The sequence below is a fragment of the Croceibacterium selenioxidans genome, from assembly GCF_018599195.1.
Lineage (GTDB): Bacteria > Pseudomonadota > Alphaproteobacteria > Sphingomonadales > Sphingomonadaceae > Croceibacterium_A > Croceibacterium_A selenioxidans.
On sequence record NZ_JAHFVK010000001.1, the window covers coordinates 674,991 to 691,731 of the forward strand.

At 62.4% G+C, this 16,741-nt stretch carries 17 protein-coding genes; 9 read left to right on the plus strand and 8 right to left on the minus strand.

Annotation, left to right across the window (positions count from 1 at the left end):
- Positions 1-273 precede the first annotated feature (273 nt).
- Positions 274-411 (plus strand): hypothetical protein, encoded by a 138-nt coding sequence (locus KK137_RS03355; protein WP_214534621.1) that lies wholly within the window; start codon positions 274-276, stop codon positions 409-411.
- Between the two features lie 68 nt (positions 412-479).
- Here KK137_RS03355 and thpR read toward each other — a convergent pair whose 3' ends face one another.
- A complete protein-coding gene (gene thpR, locus KK137_RS03360; RefSeq protein ID WP_214534622.1) occupies positions 480-1,025 on the minus strand; it encodes an RNA 2',3'-cyclic phosphodiesterase in 546 nt (181 codons plus the stop codon).
- A 212-nt stretch (positions 1,026-1,237) separates the two neighbouring features.
- Between thpR and KK137_RS03365 the strand changes: the two genes are divergently transcribed.
- The 4 genes from KK137_RS03365 (at position 1,238) to uvrA (ending at position 5,665) form a co-directional block, all read left to right on the plus strand.
- The gene (locus KK137_RS03365) at positions 1,238-1,753 is read left to right on the plus strand and encodes a response regulator transcription factor (protein ID WP_214534623.1); all 516 of its coding nucleotides are present in this window, start codon (positions 1,238-1,240) and stop codon (positions 1,751-1,753) included.
- A gap of 61 nt (positions 1,754-1,814) precedes the next feature.
- Positions 1,815-2,129 carry a hypothetical protein gene (locus KK137_RS03370; protein ID WP_214534624.1) on the plus strand — a complete coding sequence of 105 codons (315 nt, stop codon included), beginning with the start codon at positions 1,815-1,817 and terminating at the stop codon, positions 2,127-2,129.
- Positions 2,130-2,166: 37 nt separating this feature from the next.
- Positions 2,167-2,616 (plus strand): hypothetical protein, encoded by a 450-nt coding sequence (locus KK137_RS03375; protein WP_214534625.1) that lies wholly within the window; start codon positions 2,167-2,169, stop codon positions 2,614-2,616.
- A gap of 136 nt (positions 2,617-2,752) precedes the next feature.
- Positions 2,753-5,665: an excinuclease ABC subunit UvrA gene (uvrA, locus tag KK137_RS03380; protein WP_214534626.1), complete on the plus strand. Its 2,913-nt coding sequence runs from the start codon at positions 2,753-2,755 to the stop codon at positions 5,663-5,665.
- A gap of 469 nt (positions 5,666-6,134) precedes the next feature.
- On the opposite strand, the gene darG is transcribed toward uvrA, so the two are convergent.
- Together darG and KK137_RS03390 are read right to left on the minus strand one after the other, a co-directional pair.
- Positions 6,135-7,181: a type II toxin-antitoxin system antitoxin DNA ADP-ribosyl glycohydrolase DarG gene (darG, locus tag KK137_RS03385; RefSeq protein WP_214534627.1), complete on the minus strand. Its 1,047-nt coding sequence runs from the start codon at positions 7,179-7,181 to the stop codon at positions 6,135-6,137.
- Positions 7,181-7,912 carry a DarT ssDNA thymidine ADP-ribosyltransferase family protein gene (locus KK137_RS03390; protein WP_214534628.1) on the minus strand — a complete coding sequence of 244 codons (732 nt, stop codon included), beginning with the start codon at positions 7,910-7,912 and terminating at the stop codon, positions 7,181-7,183. Before KK137_RS03390 ends, darG begins: the two co-directional genes overlap by 1 nt.
- 294 nt (positions 7,913-8,206) lie before the next feature.
- Here KK137_RS03390 and KK137_RS03395 point away from each other — a divergent pair, with 294 nt between their 5' ends.
- From KK137_RS03395 to KK137_RS03405, 3 genes are all read left to right on the plus strand, one after another.
- The gene (locus KK137_RS03395) at positions 8,207-8,371 is read left to right on the plus strand and encodes a hypothetical protein (RefSeq protein ID WP_214534629.1); all 165 of its coding nucleotides are present in this window, start codon (positions 8,207-8,209) and stop codon (positions 8,369-8,371) included.
- 254 nt (positions 8,372-8,625) lie between these two features.
- Complete coding sequence (locus tag KK137_RS03400; RefSeq protein ID WP_214534630.1) at positions 8,626-9,795, plus strand: hypothetical protein; 1,170 nt, start codon at positions 8,626-8,628, stop codon at positions 9,793-9,795.
- A gap of 76 nt (positions 9,796-9,871) precedes the next feature.
- Positions 9,872-10,285, plus strand: coding sequence for a CHRD domain-containing protein (locus KK137_RS03405; protein WP_214534631.1), 414 nt, complete (start codon positions 9,872-9,874; stop codon positions 10,283-10,285).
- A 62-nt stretch (positions 10,286-10,347) separates the two neighbouring features.
- Here KK137_RS03405 and KK137_RS03410 read toward each other — a convergent pair whose 3' ends face one another.
- The 5 genes from KK137_RS03410 to KK137_RS03430 all read right to left on the minus strand — a co-directional run bounded on the left by KK137_RS03410 (position 10,348) and on the right by KK137_RS03430 (position 16,182).
- Positions 10,348-10,893: a septal ring lytic transglycosylase RlpA family protein gene (locus KK137_RS03410; protein ID WP_250893562.1), complete on the minus strand. Its 546-nt coding sequence runs from the start codon at positions 10,891-10,893 to the stop codon at positions 10,348-10,350.
- 833 nt (positions 10,894-11,726) lie between these two features.
- The gene (locus tag KK137_RS03415) at positions 11,727-12,944 is read right to left on the minus strand and encodes an argininosuccinate synthase (protein ID WP_214534632.1); all 1,218 of its coding nucleotides are present in this window, start codon (positions 12,942-12,944) and stop codon (positions 11,727-11,729) included.
- A gap of 74 nt (positions 12,945-13,018) precedes the next feature.
- Positions 13,019-13,570, minus strand: a complete 552-nt coding sequence (locus tag KK137_RS03420) for a hypothetical protein (protein WP_214534633.1) — start codon at positions 13,568-13,570, stop codon at positions 13,019-13,021.
- Positions 13,571-13,660: 90 nt separating this feature from the next.
- Positions 13,661-14,872, minus strand: a complete 1,212-nt coding sequence (locus KK137_RS03425; RefSeq protein ID WP_214534634.1) for a PQQ-dependent sugar dehydrogenase — start codon at positions 14,870-14,872, stop codon at positions 13,661-13,663.
- Between the two features lie 29 nt (positions 14,873-14,901).
- Positions 14,902-16,182, minus strand: a complete 1,281-nt coding sequence (locus tag KK137_RS03430) for an SAM-dependent methyltransferase (RefSeq protein ID WP_214534635.1) — start codon at positions 16,180-16,182, stop codon at positions 14,902-14,904.
- Between the two features lie 80 nt (positions 16,183-16,262).
- Between KK137_RS03430 and KK137_RS03435 the strand changes: the two genes are divergently transcribed.
- Positions 16,263-16,703, plus strand: coding sequence for a DUF1801 domain-containing protein (locus KK137_RS03435; protein ID WP_214534636.1), 441 nt, complete (start codon positions 16,263-16,265; stop codon positions 16,701-16,703).
- Positions 16,704-16,741 lie beyond the last annotated feature (38 nt).

The window sequence follows — 16,741 nt, forward strand, 5'->3', positions numbered from 1 at the left end:
GCAAAAGTCTCCAGGCCGCCAGGCAGTTGGGCAAAGGCGGTTTCTCGGGAAACTTCCTTAGCGTTCGCGCGAAAGCCGCGTCAACTATGCTGACCGCTGTTCTCGACTCGACTCCGAAATGGATCGGCTTGCGCTTTTCGCCGGAATTCAAGCGAGTTATAGATCTGTAATGGCTGCGCAAATCGAGCCAAAGGATTAAGTCTGCAGGAGCAGCTGGCAGCGATCCGGCGACATATGGCGGAAATTGAACAACGCCGTGAAGAAGTCCGCAGGATGACGTTTGAGAATGACCTTTATCTAGCCGAAACCCAAAAGCTCGCCGCTGTGACCCCGCTGTCTCCGGTCTCGCTGATCTTTCAGGCCATGATCGCCGGGGGCGCTCTTCTCGGGGCTGGCGCGGAGATGGCTTAGGTCTTCTTCCCTTAAGGAGCCGTGGCCCTGTTCCGGTGCCATTTACCCGCTATGCGTGCGCAGTCCGTTCAAGCCACCGCACTCCCCACCAAGGGATACTCCGCAATCGCCTCGTAGTGGGCGCCGGTGTGGCCGAGGTGGCTTTCGTAAAGCGTGAAGCCGCCGATCTCCCACTCGGCGCGCATGTCGCCGAAGGATGCGAGCCAGGCGCCGATCGGGCCGTTCGTGCGATTGAGGCGGGCGAGGGTTATGTGGGGGGTGAACTTGCGCGTCTCACGCTCGAACCCGACGCTTTCGCCCGCACGTTCGACTTTCTGCCTCAGCGATTCCAGCGGTTCCGATGGCACGATCCGGGCCCACAGCGCGTGCGGACGACCCTTGCGTTCGAAATGGCCCACTCCCTCGATCCGAACGGTGAAAGGGGCGGCGGATATCCGTTCCAGAGCTGTCGCCAGGTCGTTGGCAACGGGTCGCCCGACTTCGCCGATGAAGCGAAGGGTCAAGTGCAGGTTTGCTTCGTCCTGCCAGCGTGCGCCTTCGATGCCCTCCATGGCGTCGACCAGGAGGTCGCCCACACTCTCGGGCGGGCGGATGCCGATGAACAGCCGGTGCATGGGGGGCGCCTACGCCGGCGAGGTGGAAATTGGAATACCGGCGGTTTTTCCCTCCCGGACTGGGGAGAAAGAGGGTTCCGTTCCCGGCAAGCGGCAGGGGAGGACAGGGCGACGCAATCTTTTCTCGCCCATCCGCTTATGTTTAGAGTAACTTCCAACGGGTCGTAGAGTCTTGCCGGGGGATGTGTTCTCTGGCGGGCCCAGGAGGGTCGATGGGGCAGGTTCATTTCGAGGACGAGATGCTGCTGGCGGAACTGACCGCCAAGCAGCGTGACGTGCTCGACCTGCTTATCGAGCACAAGACCTCGAAGGAGATCGCCCGGCTGCTCTCGATCTCTCCGCACACCGTCGATCAGCGCATTCAGTTCGCCAAGGACAAGCTGGGCGCTCGTTCGCGTAACGAGGCCGCGGCCGTCTACCGCCGGCTGGTCGAGACATACGGCCAAATGACATACGAGAATTCCTGTATCGTCTTCCCCGACATTGCGTTGGACAACAGGACCGGGACGCAGGGTCCGCCCCCCAATTGTAGCCTTGGGGGGCGGATTCAATCCGGCCAGCCCGACAGTGCGGAGGCGGATTACCGGGTCGTCCCAGAGTTGTTCGACGGACGTTACGGGACGCTGGTGAGGCTGGGAGCGATTGTTGCGATCGCGCTGTTCCTGGTCTTTCTCGTGCTGGGCGGACTGGCCATCTTCTCTCAGCTCTCGGAGCTGATGGCCGCGTAGCCGAACTCGGACAACTCATCGTCAAGCGATTTGGCCGATGGCCGAGGGGGTTTTTATGCCGATGACTGTTCCAGTTGCACAGCAGCGTCTAGTTCGTGACATCAACGAAGCCGAGAAGGCATTGGACGAGGCGCTCGTGCGCCAGTCGGCCCTGTTCACCTCGCTGGTGACGGCACGCCGCGAGACCGGAAGCGATCCTTTCCTTGGCCACGAAGCCCTTCTGCGCCTGGCAAAATCGCAGCAGGCGCTGTTGGAAGCGGGGGGCAACCTCGCTCGCGTGCATGGATCGTTGCTCGAGGTGCAGAAGGAAGTGTGCGGTGTCGACGAATGTCCGCCAGACGGCGAACGCAAGCCGACCAGCGTGCTTGTCGCCTGAGCCTTTCGATTTGGGGCGGCAAGGCTAAGTTGCGAACGTGATCGGGTCAGCCAGCATCGTTTTCGCTCTCGTCCTTGCCGCCGGGGCTTTCGCCTTTCGCCGTGGAGGCCCGCCGGAGAAATACGCCGCGGCGATCATCGTCAGCTGGATCGCTGCGGACGCCCTCTATCACATGCTCATGGGCCCTTCCGGATTCGACGCGGTCGACCCGGTCCACGTGGTGCTCGACGGGGCGGAGCTGGTGGCGATCGCGTGGCTTGCGCTGCGCGCCAACCGTATGTGGCCGTTGTGGGCTGCGGCCGCGCAGTTGATCTGCGTGTCGGGCCATCTCGCCGCCTTCATCGAGCCGGGCGGGATGCGCCGGGCCTACTGGGCCATGACCCAGCTACCGCAATACATCCAGCTCACGGCGCTGATGTTCGGCGCGCTGGCGCACGCCAGGAGAACGCGGCGCCTGGGACCTTATCGGAGCTGGAGGCTCGCCTGAGGCCAGCTCTCCGGGAGGTGTTGCCCGGTGCGCCATTGCGCCGTCGCCCTCCGACCCCCACATGGCCTGCAAGCCTGTGGGGGCGCGTTGGCGTGCCTCTTGACCAACGCGAACATTTGCGGAACATTCACTCTCCATGTCCCTCACGCACATCTCAGTACGCGGCGCTCGCGAGCATAACCTCAAGGGTATCGACATCGATCTGCCGCGCGATGCGCTGATCGTGATCACCGGCCTTTCGGGCTCGGGCAAGAGCAGCCTGGCATTCGATACGATCTATGCAGAAGGGCAGCGCCGCTATGTCGAATCGCTGAGCGCCTATGCCCGGCAGTTCCTCGAGATGATGCAGAAGCCCGATGTCGAACATATCGACGGGCTCTCCCCGGCGATCTCGATCGAGCAGAAGACCACCAGCCGCAACCCGCGCTCGACGGTGGCGACAGTGACCGAGATCTACGACTACATGCGCCTGCTCTGGGCGCGGGTCGGGGTGCCGTATTCGCCGGCCACCGGCCTGCCGATCGAAGCGCAGACGGTCTCCAACATGGTCGACCGGGTCATGGCGCTGCCGGAAGGGACGCGGCTCTTCCTGCTCGCCCCAGCGGTGCGGGGGCGCAAGGGGGAGTACCGCAAGGAACTGGCCGAATGGCAGAAGGCCGGCTTCACCCGCGTGCGCATCGATGGCGAGATGTACGAGATCGAGCAGGCCCCGGCGCTCGACAAGAAGTACAAGCACGACATCGAAGTCGTGGTCGACCGCCTGGCCGTGCGCGAGGGGATCGAGACGCGGCTGGCCGACAGTTTCGAAACCGCGCTCAAGCTGGCCGAGGGGCTGGCTTATGTCGACCTGGCGGACGGCGTCGTGCCCGGGCGCGAGAGCGAGGAGCAGGGCGGGGCGATGAAGGGCGCGGGCCTCCCGGCCAACCGCATCGTCTTCAGCGAGAAGTTCGCCTGCCCGGTCTCCGGCTTCACCATCGAAGAGGTCGAGCCGCGGCTGTTCTCGTTCAACGCCCCGCAGGGCGCTTGCCCGACATGCGACGGCCTGGGCGAAAAGCAATTGTTCGACCCGCAGCTCGTGGTCCCGAACGAGGCGCTCAGCCTCAAGCAGGGCGCGGTGGTGCCGTGGGCCAAGTCCAACCCGCCGAGCCCCTATTACATGCAGGTCCTCGCCAGCCTCGCCAAGGCCTATGGCTTCGACCTGACCACGCCCTGGAACCAGCTCGCCCCCGACCAGCGGGAGATCATCCTCCACGGCACCGGGGGCCTCCCCGTGGCGCTGACCTTCAAGGACGGGCGCAAGGAATACACCGTGCACAAGGCGTTCGAGGGGGTGATCGGCAACCTCAACCGCCGCCTGCTGCAGACCGACAGCGCCTGGATGCGCGAAGAGCTCTCCAAGTTCCAGACGGCCCAGCCGTGCGAGACCTGCCACGGCAAGCGCCTCAACGAGAAGGCGCTGGCGGTGAAGGTCGCCGGAGAGGACATTGCCACCCCGGTGCGCTTCTCGGTCACCAGCGCGCTCGACTGGTTCACCGCGCTCCCCGAAAAGCTCACCAACACCCAGAACCAGATCGCCCGCGCGATCCTCAAGGAGATCGTCGAGCGGCTGGGGTTCCTCAACAACGTCGGGCTCGACTACCTCAACCTCGACCGTACCAGCGGCACGCTCTCGGGCGGGGAGAGCCAGCGCATCCGCCTCGCCAGCCAGATCGGCAGCGGGCTGTCAGGCGTGCTCTACGTCCTCGACGAGCCGAGCATCGGCCTGCACCAGCGCGACAACGACCGCCTGCTCGAAACCCTCAAGCGCCTGCGCGACCTCGGCAACACGGTGATCGTGGTCGAGCATGACGAAGACGCCATCCGCCACGCCGACCACGTGGTCGACCTCGGCCCCGGCGCCGGGGTCCATGGCGGCGAAGTCGTGGCGCAAGGCACGCTCGATGAAGTGCTCGCCAGCAAGGACAGCCTCACCGCCGCCTACCTCAACGGCACCCGCGCGATCGAGGTGCCGGTCAAGCGGCGCAAGGGCAACGGCCACAAGATCACCGTCCACGGCGCGCGCGCCAACAACCTCAAGGACGTGACCGCCAGCCTCCCGCTCGGCACCTTCACCTGCGTGACCGGCGTTTCGGGCTCGGGCAAGTCGAGCTTCACCATCGACACGCTCCACGCCGGCGCCGCCCGCGCGCTCAACGGCGCGCGCGTGATCGCCGGGCCGCACGACAAGATCACCGGCCTCGAATACTGCGACAAGGTGATCGAGATCGATCAGTCGCCGATCGGCCGCACCCCGCGCTCCAACCCGGCGACCTACACCGGCGCCTTCACCCAGATCCGCGACTGGTTCGCCGGCCTGCCCGAGAGCGAGGCGCGCGGCTACAAGGCCGGGCGCTTCAGCTTCAACGTCAAGGGCGGCCGGTGCGAGGCGTGCCAGGGCGACGGGCTGATCAAGATCGAGATGCACTTCCTGCCCGACGTCTACGTCACCTGCGAGGAATGCCACGGCCGCCGCTACAACCGCGAAACGCTGGAGGTGAAGTTCAAGGGCCACTCGATCGCCGACGTGCTCGACATGACGATCGAGGACGCGGAGGAGTTCTTCAAGGCCGTCCCGCCGATCCGCGACAAGATGCACATGCTCAACGAAGTCGGCCTCGGCTACGTCAAGGTCGGCCAGCAGGCGACCACGCTCTCGGGCGGCGAGGCGCAGCGCGTCAAGCTCGCCAAGGAACTCAGCCGCCGCTCCACCGGACAGACGCTCTACATCCTCGACGAGCCGACCACCGGCCTGCACTTCGAAGATGTCCGCAAGCTCCTCGAAGTGCTCCAGCGCCTGGTCGAGCAGGGCAACTCGGTGGTGGTGATCGAACACAACCTCGACGTGATCAAGACCGCCGACTGGATCCTCGACCTCGGACCCGATGGCGGCGTGCGCGGCGGGGAGGTGATTGCCGAGGGGACGCCGGAAGCGGTCGCGGCCAATGTGCGGAGTTATACCGGGCAGTACCTCAAGCCGATGCTGGAGCGGGCGCGGGAGGCGGCGGAGTAGGGGGCAACCCTTCCGTCACGCACCTACGGCGCGCGCCACCTCCCCGAGACAAGCTCGGGGAGGATCAATCGAGATCAGCACCCCCATCCTCCACGAGCTCGCTCGGGGAGGGGGACCGTCCCGCAAAGCGGGATGGTGGAGGGGCGAACCCCGCACAAGGCCGCCGCCAACCCGGTTTAAGCAGATAGTTACGGCTACTCGCCCATCCAGCCTGCATGGCCTCCACGCAAGCTCCCAAAGGGTTCGCCCTGGTCTTCGCCGTTGTCGGGATCCCTTTGATCCTGAGATAGGCTTGTGGCGCAAACGAAAAGCTTCAGGTGCTCGAAACGGCTGAGGCGCGATAATCGCAATGCGTTTAGCAAACCGCCTCCGTGCAGCGATCGCACCAAGACGCACAAGGTGGCTGTCGCTCCATTGTTCGGGACGCTGAGCAACGAGGCGAATTGGTGTCATCTGCCGAACTTTTGGGTCAAATCGACAATAAGCCATCGTCCATTAAGCGATCATACGCTCCACGAATAACTTTTGTAGAAAACTTGTTTCTCTTATCGTCGCTCCAACTCTCCATGGACTCGACGACTTCTTCTACAGAAGTTATTCCCTCAAAAAAGGCCAAATGATGCACGGAAGAAAGGAGTTCTAGGCCATACGGTCCTTCATATCCTTCAATGAGTTCGCTTAATTGATCTATCTTCTTTTGAGCCAAATCGTTCAATTTGTGCGTCATTAGGTAATCGTCAGCCTGAGCGTATGCAGCCTGCGTGGCGTGAGCCAAGCGTTCGTCAGATGAAAACCCGCTTACTAAGTCATGCTTCTCTAGAGCAAGAAACGCTTGCTTTAGCTTATCCGAATATGGTCCGTAAATATTTCTATGAAATGATAGGTTAAAGTTCACACCGAGATTCTGAAGAAGATAAACCAACTTCTGCAGTGAAAGGCGATCAAAAGCTCCATCAAAAATAGGTTCTAGATCTCCTAAGGCCTTTAGTAAAACGGCGCGAGGAAATGTCATCGGGAAGTAAGGTGCTTGGTGCTCCGGTTCGTCTTCGGCTGACCACGGTTCCAAAACGACGATTTCAATATCAGTGATCGCGCCAAGTTTCTCTTTGATGAGTGCCTTCACTTCCGCCCAATCCAAGCCACCGTTCCCGCAACCCAGCGGAGGAAGCGCTACCGAGGAAATGCTATACTCGGTTAGCGCCTCAACAAGTGCATCCAGGCCATCCTCGATATACTTGACATGAGACTTGGCTCTCCAGTGCGCCTTTGTGGGGAAGTTTACGATATATCGAGGCCCGTCTTGGGGAATTAGTCCTCCGACATCATGCACCAACAAGATGCCTGGAACTAATTCGTTTCTGTCACAAGCTTTCTTGTATCGAGCAAAATTATCGGGCCAACGCCTCTTAAATTCAAGTGCAACACCCTTTCCCATTACCCCGACGCAGTTCACGGTATTGACCAATGCCTCAGTCGGTTCGGCGAAGAGATCGCCCTTCTTAAAGGTAATAGGCATCAGTAGTAGCACCCTATATTGACATATACGGGAATCAAAACTTCATGCTGAGCTAAAATCGCGTCAACTCTTGCTTTCGCCTCTGGCGTTTTAACTAAAATGCATTCTGTCAAATCAAAAGGAAAAGCGTTTTTCACAAGTAATTCCGCCATCCTTTCTCTGCTTCTATTTTGATGAGCGGCTGGTGTTGCGCGGTCCTTAAAATAGAAACAGACGCCATCATATCCAATTTCAGGAATGGCTCCTACTTTTGGTGTGTCGTCAAATAAACTCCAATTAACTACGTCTTCTAATTCGCAAATATCGCGACCAAACCTGACTTCTAATGCCTTAGAGTTAAGTGAGGTGTTTGTGAAATAAGCGGTATCTACATTACCCAGAACTCTATCCGCTCTTGAGACAACAAATGCTCTGGAATCTTGTGTAGCTATTCCTAATACTTGTCCGGCTGGAGACCTTAAGTCGACATTTCCCTTGTAAATTGTGTAGGTGAATGATGTGATCGGTGAAAAATAGAAAGGAACATAATCGTTTGCGACACCGCCGCATGGCATTTCAAATTCATCAGTTCCGCGACGGCTCACGATCGATTGATACGATGTTTGATGGCACGGCTGCGGATTCACGTGGTTTTTCGACCTGATTTCTCCATCGCGCGCGAAATGTTCAATATCAGGATAATATACCTGTCGGAAGATGAACCGGTCTGGCAATCGCGTGTTTTCCTTCATGCCGAGCCTCGTAGACCGGCGGTTTGGCTATGTAGGTAACGGGTCAGCGCTCGCCTCGGCAACCGTTTCCTCTGAGTTGTGCGACCGCCCGGAAAGTTCTCCATTTGTTCTAAGGCTGATCGACGCATCCTTCAAGTGGCCGGACGCGTAAACTGCGCTTCTTTGGCCCGGCCCGAATCCCCTCGCTCTCTCCCCCAAACAAGCCTACACCCCTCCCACCGCTGACTCCCCCCAGGCCCGTCAGCGGCTGAGAGAAGCTTCGGCTCCGCTCCCGCCTCCGTACGGAGCAACACCATGCCCAGCTGGCTCATTCTCATCCTCACTGTCACCGTGTTCTTCGTCGCCGCCTGGCTGCTGTCGGAGCGGTTGTCGCGGGGGCTCACCGCGCGGCGCGAGCGGCATGACCAGCGCGCGGCAAGGTCGGCGCCCGATCCTGGCGAGCGGCCGTCCGGCTGGTGAGCGGGCGACTGGTGAGGGGCCGGGCGCGGGTAGCTCGCTGAAAGAAATCACTTTCCTACAGCCCCCACTCTGCTCCACTTGGTTTGGTTCATCGACTCGTAGCGAGGTGAACCATGTCCCATTACACTCCCATCGATCGTTTCACGCTGCCGGGGGATATTCCCGATGCGGCGGGTCTTAACGCGGGCTTGCCCACCCCCGGCCCCTCCCGCAGGCGGGAGGGGAGTTCTGGCGCTACTCAGTCCCCCTCCCGCTTGCGGGGAACCGAAGGTGTTCCGGAGGAACAGCGGTTAGGGGTGGACCACTCGGCCGTACCCGAAGGCGACTCCCGCTTGCTCTCGCACCCGGCCGGGCGCGGGTGGCAGCCGGTTGGCCGGCAGCGCTTACCGGGGGAGCCGCCCGCGCCCTCGAGCGTCGACGGCTTTGCCGCGCTGCTCGACGAGGCCGAGAGTCCGCGGGTGGTGTTTTCGCGCGCCTTGCAGGTGCGGTTCCTCGATCGGCTGGCGACTTGCGGCAATGTGCGCGCGGCTTGCGCCTGCGCGGGGGTCTCGCCGCACACCGCCTATAAGGCGCGGCGGCGCGATGCGGCGTTCGCGCGGTTGTGGGACGCGGCGTTGGTGCTGGCGCGGCCGCATGCCGAGGCGGTGCTGGCGGCCCGCGCGCTCGATGGGGTCGAGGTGCCGGTCTTCTATCACGGCGAGGTGGTCGCCTATCGCCGCCACTACGACGGGCGGCTGCTGCTGGCGCATCTCGCGCGGCTCGACCGGGCGGCGGAGCAAGCCGCGCCCGAGGCGCACGAGGCGGCCGAGCGGTTCGATGAGTTCCTCGCGCTGCATCTGGGGGTCGAGCCCGACGAGGCGCTGGTCGACGCACGAGTCAATGACGAGGGCCGGGATGGGATGCCCGGGACGCTGGAGGAAGTGGTCGAGCTGGCCCGGGCGCGGGCAATCTTCGGATTGGAGGCCGAGGGCGAGGGGGTGGAACCTCACGAGGCAGACTGCGAGTGCGAGGCTTGCGAATACGCGGCCGACCCCGAGGACTGGGACGAGGAGCCGCTCAGCGAGGAGAAAGAGGCCGCGCTGGACGAGGCCGAGGACGGCGCGCGGGCGCTGTGGGCGGGGTGGCAGGAAGCCGCGCTGGCGGCGGTGGATGCGGTGTTGGTGGATCCTCCTCAGGGTGGGGAGGGGGACCATCCGCAGGATGGTGGAGGGGCACCCTCGGACGGGGTTGAGCCCGCGTCGCCCACTCCTAACCGCAGATCCTCCGGAACACCTTCGGTTCCCCCCAAGCCGGAGGGGGATACTGTGGGCGATGTACCTCTCTCCTCCCGTTTGCGGGAGGGGGCGGGGGTGGGCCCCGCGTATCCGGCCACTCCCCTGGAACCGTGTCACCCCGTCACCCCTCTTGCGGCGCCGCGCCTGTAACAAGGTCACATTCCTCGCTTGACCATGTCACGCGCTGAGGTACCTCTTGCAGCGAATAAAAAGAGAGGGAGAAGTCATGCTCGTAGCGAACGTGAAACGAAGTCTCGTCACTCTTGGCCTGCTGGCCCTGGCGGCCCCCGCCGCGGCGCAGTTCGGGGGGCCACCCCCGGCGCCGAATACTGGGGTGCCGGTCTATACCCGGCTGACGGGGGCCCAGGCGGGCGGCAACTTCACCGGCGTAATCGATCCGCCGAAGGGGCAGTTCTGCTACATCATGAACGTCACCGGCACGAATACGCCGACGGCGGCGAGCCTCAACGGAGAAAACGGCGCCTCGGTGCTGTCGCTGGGCGCGCTGAGCGGCAATTCGAGCGGCGGGTGCCAGCCGATCGCGGCGGACCTGGCGGCGGCGATCCTCGCCAATCCCGGCGCTTATTATGTGAGCGTGCCGACCGCGGTCGGGGCGATCCAGGGGCGGCTCTCGAAGTAACTCGCGAAGACGCTGATCAGGGCGCGGGGGAGGGCTGGGCCTTCCTCCGCTTGCCTTGGGGCTCAGTCGTTGCCGAGAACGGCGAGCTCAACCCGGCCGCTGCCCGCGCTGCGAATGCCGAGATCCTCGGCAGCGGCCTGGCTGAGGTCGATCACGCGGTTGCCGTGGAAGGGACCGCGATCGTTGATGCGGACCACGACGGAATGGCCGTTGCGCGAGACGCGGACCTTGCTGCCGAAGGGCAGGGTGCGGTGCGCGGCGGTGTACTCGTCGGGATCGAAGCGCTCTCCACTCGCGGTGCGGCGGCCTTCGAATTCACGGCCGTACCAGCTGGCGACGCCGCCGCCGATGTCGCGCGCTTCCTCTTCGGTGGGCAGCGGCTGGACCACGGCCTCCTGGAAGGGGACGATCGAAGCCGCGGCCGTATCGGTCGAGGGCACGAAACGAGGGAGCTCGGCGTTGGAAGTGGCAGCCGCGGACGCGACGGCCGGAGCTGCTACGGTCTCGGTGGTGACTTCGGCCAGGGCCGGAGCGATCGAGCCACTCAGGGCGACCAAGGCAAACCCGGCCAGCGCCATGCGGAGCTTCATGGTGGTATTCCCGTCCATGGGCTGTGCAATAGGCGCCACTTCGCAGGTGCGTAACCCGGCCAGGGTCGCTTCACCCCGTCTTCGGCTCGACTCATCCCTTTGAATGGAACGGTTAACTATGAACCACATCGGCTGGCCGCTGGCACGAAACGAGTCGTCGGGGTGAGATTCGGCTGTCCTGTTCACCCTCGGCTGGTTCAAGGTCCGAGTCGCGGTGATGAAATTCGGAAAGGAGCATTGAGGCCGGGATAACAACGCGGAAGCGCCAAAAGGAAATGGGGCCAGCCCGGAGGCTGACCCCACTCTCACCGGCGTGTGGGTCCCGAAGGACACTTGACGCCTGGCGCCTTCAAAGCCGCCCATTAGGCAGCGTCTCCATCGCCCGGCGCTCGCGCCGGTGCCGGTTCCATCGGGGGCTTGATGAAGACCGCGAGGATCTTCGTCGATGCCATCCGTCGGTTCCGAGATCGGATCTTCGGACTGGGCCTCGAGCGGTTACCGCGCTGCCCGTGGGCATTGCTGAAACCTCGGCACCAGGCCGGAACACCCGACCTTCCGACTGCGATACCTTGCGGCTGAGTTGTCAGGGACTTGGATTGGCCCGGAGGCTATCCTGCGTCCTGTCCCTCCACCGTGCGGCCCTCGCCGTCGCGTCGATCCAGTTGCGGTTCCTACCTTCCACTCGGGCCTTGCGGCCTTTGATCCGGTGGGGACTTTCCCCGTCTCGATGTTTGGAGGATGCGTTGAACGACCGATTCGGGCAACAGCGCGACAGGCCAGTTATCCACTTCTGGCGTTTTTGCCAGTGGACAAGGGTGGATAACTCAACGGCCCGTCGCGAAGATTGCGATTTATCTGCGATCGCGTTGCGCCAGGAGCCTCAAACGCAGGGCATTGAGCTTGATAAAGCCCGCCGCATCCTGCTGGTCGTAGGCGCCGGCATCGTCCTCGAACGTCACGTGGCGCTCGGAGTAGAGGCTGTTCGGGCTCTTGCGGCCGACCACCTGGGCCAATCCCTTGTAGAGCTTGAGCCGCACGGTGCCGCTGACCTTTTCCTGGCTGAGGTCGATCGCAGCTTGCAGCATCTCGCGCTCCGGGGCGAACCAGAAGCCGTTGTAGATGAGCTCCGCATACTTGGGCATGAGCTCGTCTTTGAGATGCGCGGCGCCACGGTCGAGGGTGATGCTCTCGATACCGCGGTGTGCACGGGCGTAGATCTCGCCGCCTGGCGTCTCGTACATCCCACGGCTCTTCATGCCCACGAAGCGGTTCTCGACCAGATCGAGGCGACCGATCCCGTGCTTCTTGCCGAGGTCGTTGAGCGCGGCGAGCAGGGTGGCCGGGCTCATGGCCTGGCCGTTGAGCGCGATGCCGTCGCCACGCTCGAAGTCGATCGTGATGTATTCGGGTTGGTTCGGCGCATCCTCGGGATTGTCGGTCCGGCTGAAGACGTAGTCCGGTACTTCCTGCCACGGGTCTTCAAGCACCTTGCCTTCGGACGAGGTGTGAAGAAGGTTTGCGTCGGTCGAGAACGGACTTTCGCCGCGTTTGTCCTTCGGGACCGGTATCTGGTGTTGCTCGGCCCAGGCGATGAGGGCGGTGCGGCTGGTCAGGTCCCACTCGCGCCACGGGGCGATGACCTTGATGTTGGGATCGAGCGAGTAGGCGGACAGTTCGAAGCGCACCTGGTCGTTGCCCTTGCCGGTGGCGCCGTGTGCGACGGCATCGGCGCCAGTTTCGTGGGCAATCTCGACCAGGCGCTTGGAGATCAAGGGCCGCGCGATTGAGGTGCCAAGCAGGTAGTCGCCCTCGTACCGCGCGTTGGCGCGCATCATCGGGAAGACGAAGTCACGCACGAATTCTTCGCGCAGGTCGTCGATATAGATGTGGTTGTCCGGCACGCCCATCAGGCGGGCCTTGGCGCGGGCCGGCTCCAGCTCTTCGCCCTGGCCGAGGTCGGCGGTGAACGTCACGACCTCGCAATTGTAGGTCACCTGCAGCCACTTGAGGATCACACTGGTGTCGAGGCCGCCAGAATAGGCCAGCACGACGCGCTTGATATCGGACATTTCTCGCTCCGCCGGGGGATTCGCCGGCGGCGGTTATCAGGGTCTGTTACATCCGGCAACTTGGCTGGAGGACCTTACGCGATCGGCTTGGCCCCAAGCTGTGGGTTGAGCGTCCCGATGTAGTTGAGCCAGGCCTTGGGTTTGCGAAGCATTTCCTTCGGATAGGCAACCTTCAGTCCGCCAAGTTCGGCAATCCGACCCACGAAGTGAATGCAGTTTCGGGTGTCGAGATCATAAAACTTGCCCGGCGCATCGCGCCAGGCCGCTACCTCCTGCTTCATCCTGCGATAGGTTGCGTCTGACACGACGATCGAGAAATGCGCGTTGGTGCTGCGAATGTACTTCTCTTTCTCGATGTAGATCATGTGCTCGACAGGACCGGCCAGGATCGAGGGGCCGACGCTCTTGGCCGAGAACCCGAAGTTCTCATGGATCGACTGCCTGGTGTCATCGAGCTTTCCATCGAACACCACGAAGGTGTGGGGATACCGACCGAACATCACCGAGCCGTTGAAACTATGGAACGAGACGGTCACCGCGGCGAGTGCCGAACCATGCCAAAGAGATAAGGCAATCAGGACGAAGGACAGCCGAGCAACCACGCGGCGAATGGACGACCAGGACATACGATCCGCTTTAGCTGGAATGGGCTCGCCGCACTGCTAGCCGACCGGAGCAGGCGCGACAACTGCGGGGGCTCGGCCGTTACCCCGTTTTCATTGGGAGGGTTCGATGCGGAGGACGGCGTTTTCCGGACCGTCGGTCACAACATAGATCAGGCCGTCCGGCCCTTGCGCAAAGTCGCGAACGCGCTGATGCAGATCGGTGAGCAGCGTTTCCCGGCGAAGTTCGCCGAAGTCCGGGCTGAAGACGACGCGTTCGAGACCGCCTGTACCGGGTATCTCGCCGCGCCTTCCGCTTCCCACAAAGAGATTGCCTTTCCACTTCGGAAACCGGTCGCCGTCGTAGATCATGAGGCCGGTGGGGGCGATCGAGGGCAGCCAAACCAGAAGCGGCTTTTCAATGCCCGGTGCAAGCGGCATCTCGGCGAGGTGAGTGCCGTCGTATTGGCGGCCGTAGGAGTACCGGGGCCAGCCATAGTTCGCACCCGGCCGAATGAGGTTGACCTCGTCGCCGCCGTTCGGGCCATGCTCTGCGTTGAGGACCGCGCCCGTTGCCGCGTCGACTATCAGGCCGTGTTGGTCGCGATGGCCGTAGCTATAGATCGCAGGATTTGCACCTTCGCGGCCCACGAAGGGATTGTCTGACGGGATCGAGCCGTCGTCGTTCAGGCGCAGGACCTTCCCGTAAATGTTGTCCAATTCCTGCGCGATCTCCCCGAATGCGCCGCCGGTGGTCACGAACAGCTTGCCGTCCTTGCCGAAGGCGAGCCTTGATCCCAGTGCGGCGGAGGGACCGCCGGTGAGCAAGCTTTCGACGTTTGAGATCCGCCCATCCTCAAGCTTGGCCCGCATCAAGGTCAGCCGAGCGTACCGATAGATGCTCGTGTCGCTTGCGGGCTTCGGCGCGGGCTCGTTGTAGGTGAAGTAGATCAGGTGATTGCGGGCAAAGTCCGGGTGGAGGGCGACATCCTGGACACCGACGCTGAAAGTCCAGTCGTCCGTCGGAACCGGAAAATCCGCGACTGGCTGCGGGTCGAGTTGAGCGCCGGGCTTGGTGGCCTGGCGCAGGATCCTGAGCCCCTTGCCGCGCTCGACAATCAGCAGGTCGCCGTCGGGCATGAACTCTATGGCAAAAGGTCTGTCGAAATCCTTGGCGAGCACGGTGACCTTGATCCCATGCTGCTCGGCGGTGTCGAAGACGTATGGCTCGCTGTGCAGCGCTACCGGGGCGATGCCGATATCGGCGGGCTGGGCGAACGCCATCGCCGGAATCAGCAAAGTGGAGCCGGCGATCGATTTCTTCATCATCACCGGCCCCCAATTCTGTCGAATGTCTACTCTGCTGCCTGAGTCAGGTGCCAGGCTGGCGGTTCCTCACTCTCGCGGAGGCGCTCGCTCTCCTCGTACATGTAGTCGCGCGTCATCGGAATCGCCGCGCGGTCCTTCACGTAGAGGATCTGCCAGTTGACCAGCCGGCCGTGGCGGAAGCTCTGTTCGGCCCCGGCGAGGTAGAATTGCCACATGCGGTAAAACGTCTCGTCATACATATCGACGATCTCGTCCTTGTGCATGACCGTGCGGTTGTACCATTCCTCCAGCGTGTGGCTGTAGTGGAAGCGCATGCCTTCCACGTCCATGATCTGCCAGCCGGCCTTTTCGCTTTCCTTTACCAGTTCGGACAGCGACGGGATGTAGCCGCCCGGGAATATGTACTTACGCGTCCAGGCGTCGGTGAAGCCCGGAGGGCCCGCGCGGCCGCAGCAGTGCGAGAACATCACGCCGTCGGGCTTGAGCAGCCGATTGGTGTGCTGGAAGAACTGCGGATAGTGCGGGGTGCCGACGTGTTCGAGGAGGCCGACGGAACTGATCCGGTCGAATTCGCCCTGGACGTCGCGATAGTCCATCAGCGCGAACTTGACCTTGTCTTCCACCCCCGCTTCCCTGGCGCGTTCCTGGCAGAAGGCGATCTGGTCCGGTGCCAGGGCGACGCCGAGCACCTCGCAGTCGTAGTGACGGTTCAAGTAAAGCGCGAGACCACCCCAGCCGCAGCCGATATCGAGCACTTTCATGCCCGGCTTGATGTTTAGCTTCGCCGCAATGTGGGCCTTTTTGTCGAGCTGCGCTTTTTCAAGGCTGTTGTTGAGGTCGCGATGGTAGCCCATCGTGTATTGGCGGTCCTCGTCGAGGAACAGTTCGTACAGGCGGCGGGTCAGGTTGTAGGTGTGTTCCGCATTCTTGCGCGCCTTGCCGCGCAGGTTGACGCTGTCGATCTTGGCGAGAGTCTTCTGCACCGCCTGCCTGAAAGGGCCCTTGGCGCCTAGGGTTGTGTGGCTCTTCACCTTGGCGTTCATTGCCACGAACAGCACCATGTCGCGGATGTCGTAGGGCTCTTCGACGACGAGCCAGCCCCACATGTAAGCTTCACCCGCGCCGACCGCCGGATAGCGGGCGATATGGTTGGCTGCTTTCTTGGTGGTCAGCCGGATGTGCATCGGGCTGCCGTGTTCCATTCCTTCCGGACCGGGTCCGTATTCGTAGACCTTGCCATCGTAATCGGTGATGACCAGGCGGCCTGTTTTGATGATTTTCGTAAGGAACTTATCCAACAGCCACATTCTGCAGCACTCCCCTCATACTTTTCGGTAGTAGAACCGTCGCTTTGCGCCCTGTCAATCATGGGATATCCTCCCTCCCCATGGCCGAAGCGAAGACCAAGCCGACGCAAGTCAGCGTCGCGGAGTTCATTGCCGCCGTCGAACCGGCAAGCAAACGCGAGGACGCGCCGGTGCTCGACGCTCTGTTTCGCAAGGTGACGGGGGTCGAGCCCGAGATGTGGGGGCCCACGATCATCGGCTACGGCGAGTACAACACCGTCTACGATAGCGGGCGCAAGGTGCGCTGCTGCCGAGCGGGATTTTCGCCGCGCAAGGCCAAGCATTCGCTCTATCTCTTGCCGTGTGGCGACGACGAGGGGTCGAAGGCGGACTTTGAAGCCTTGCTCGCCCGGCTGGGCAAACATTCGCTCGGGCAGGGTGGCTGTCTTTACGTCAATAAGATCGGAGACATCGATCTTGGCGTGCTCGAGGAAATGATCGCGCTGGCCTGGAAGAATTCGTTCGCGCGTTATCCGGATTGAAGCTTGCACTAAATTGACGCGAATCCAACACGTTGTCA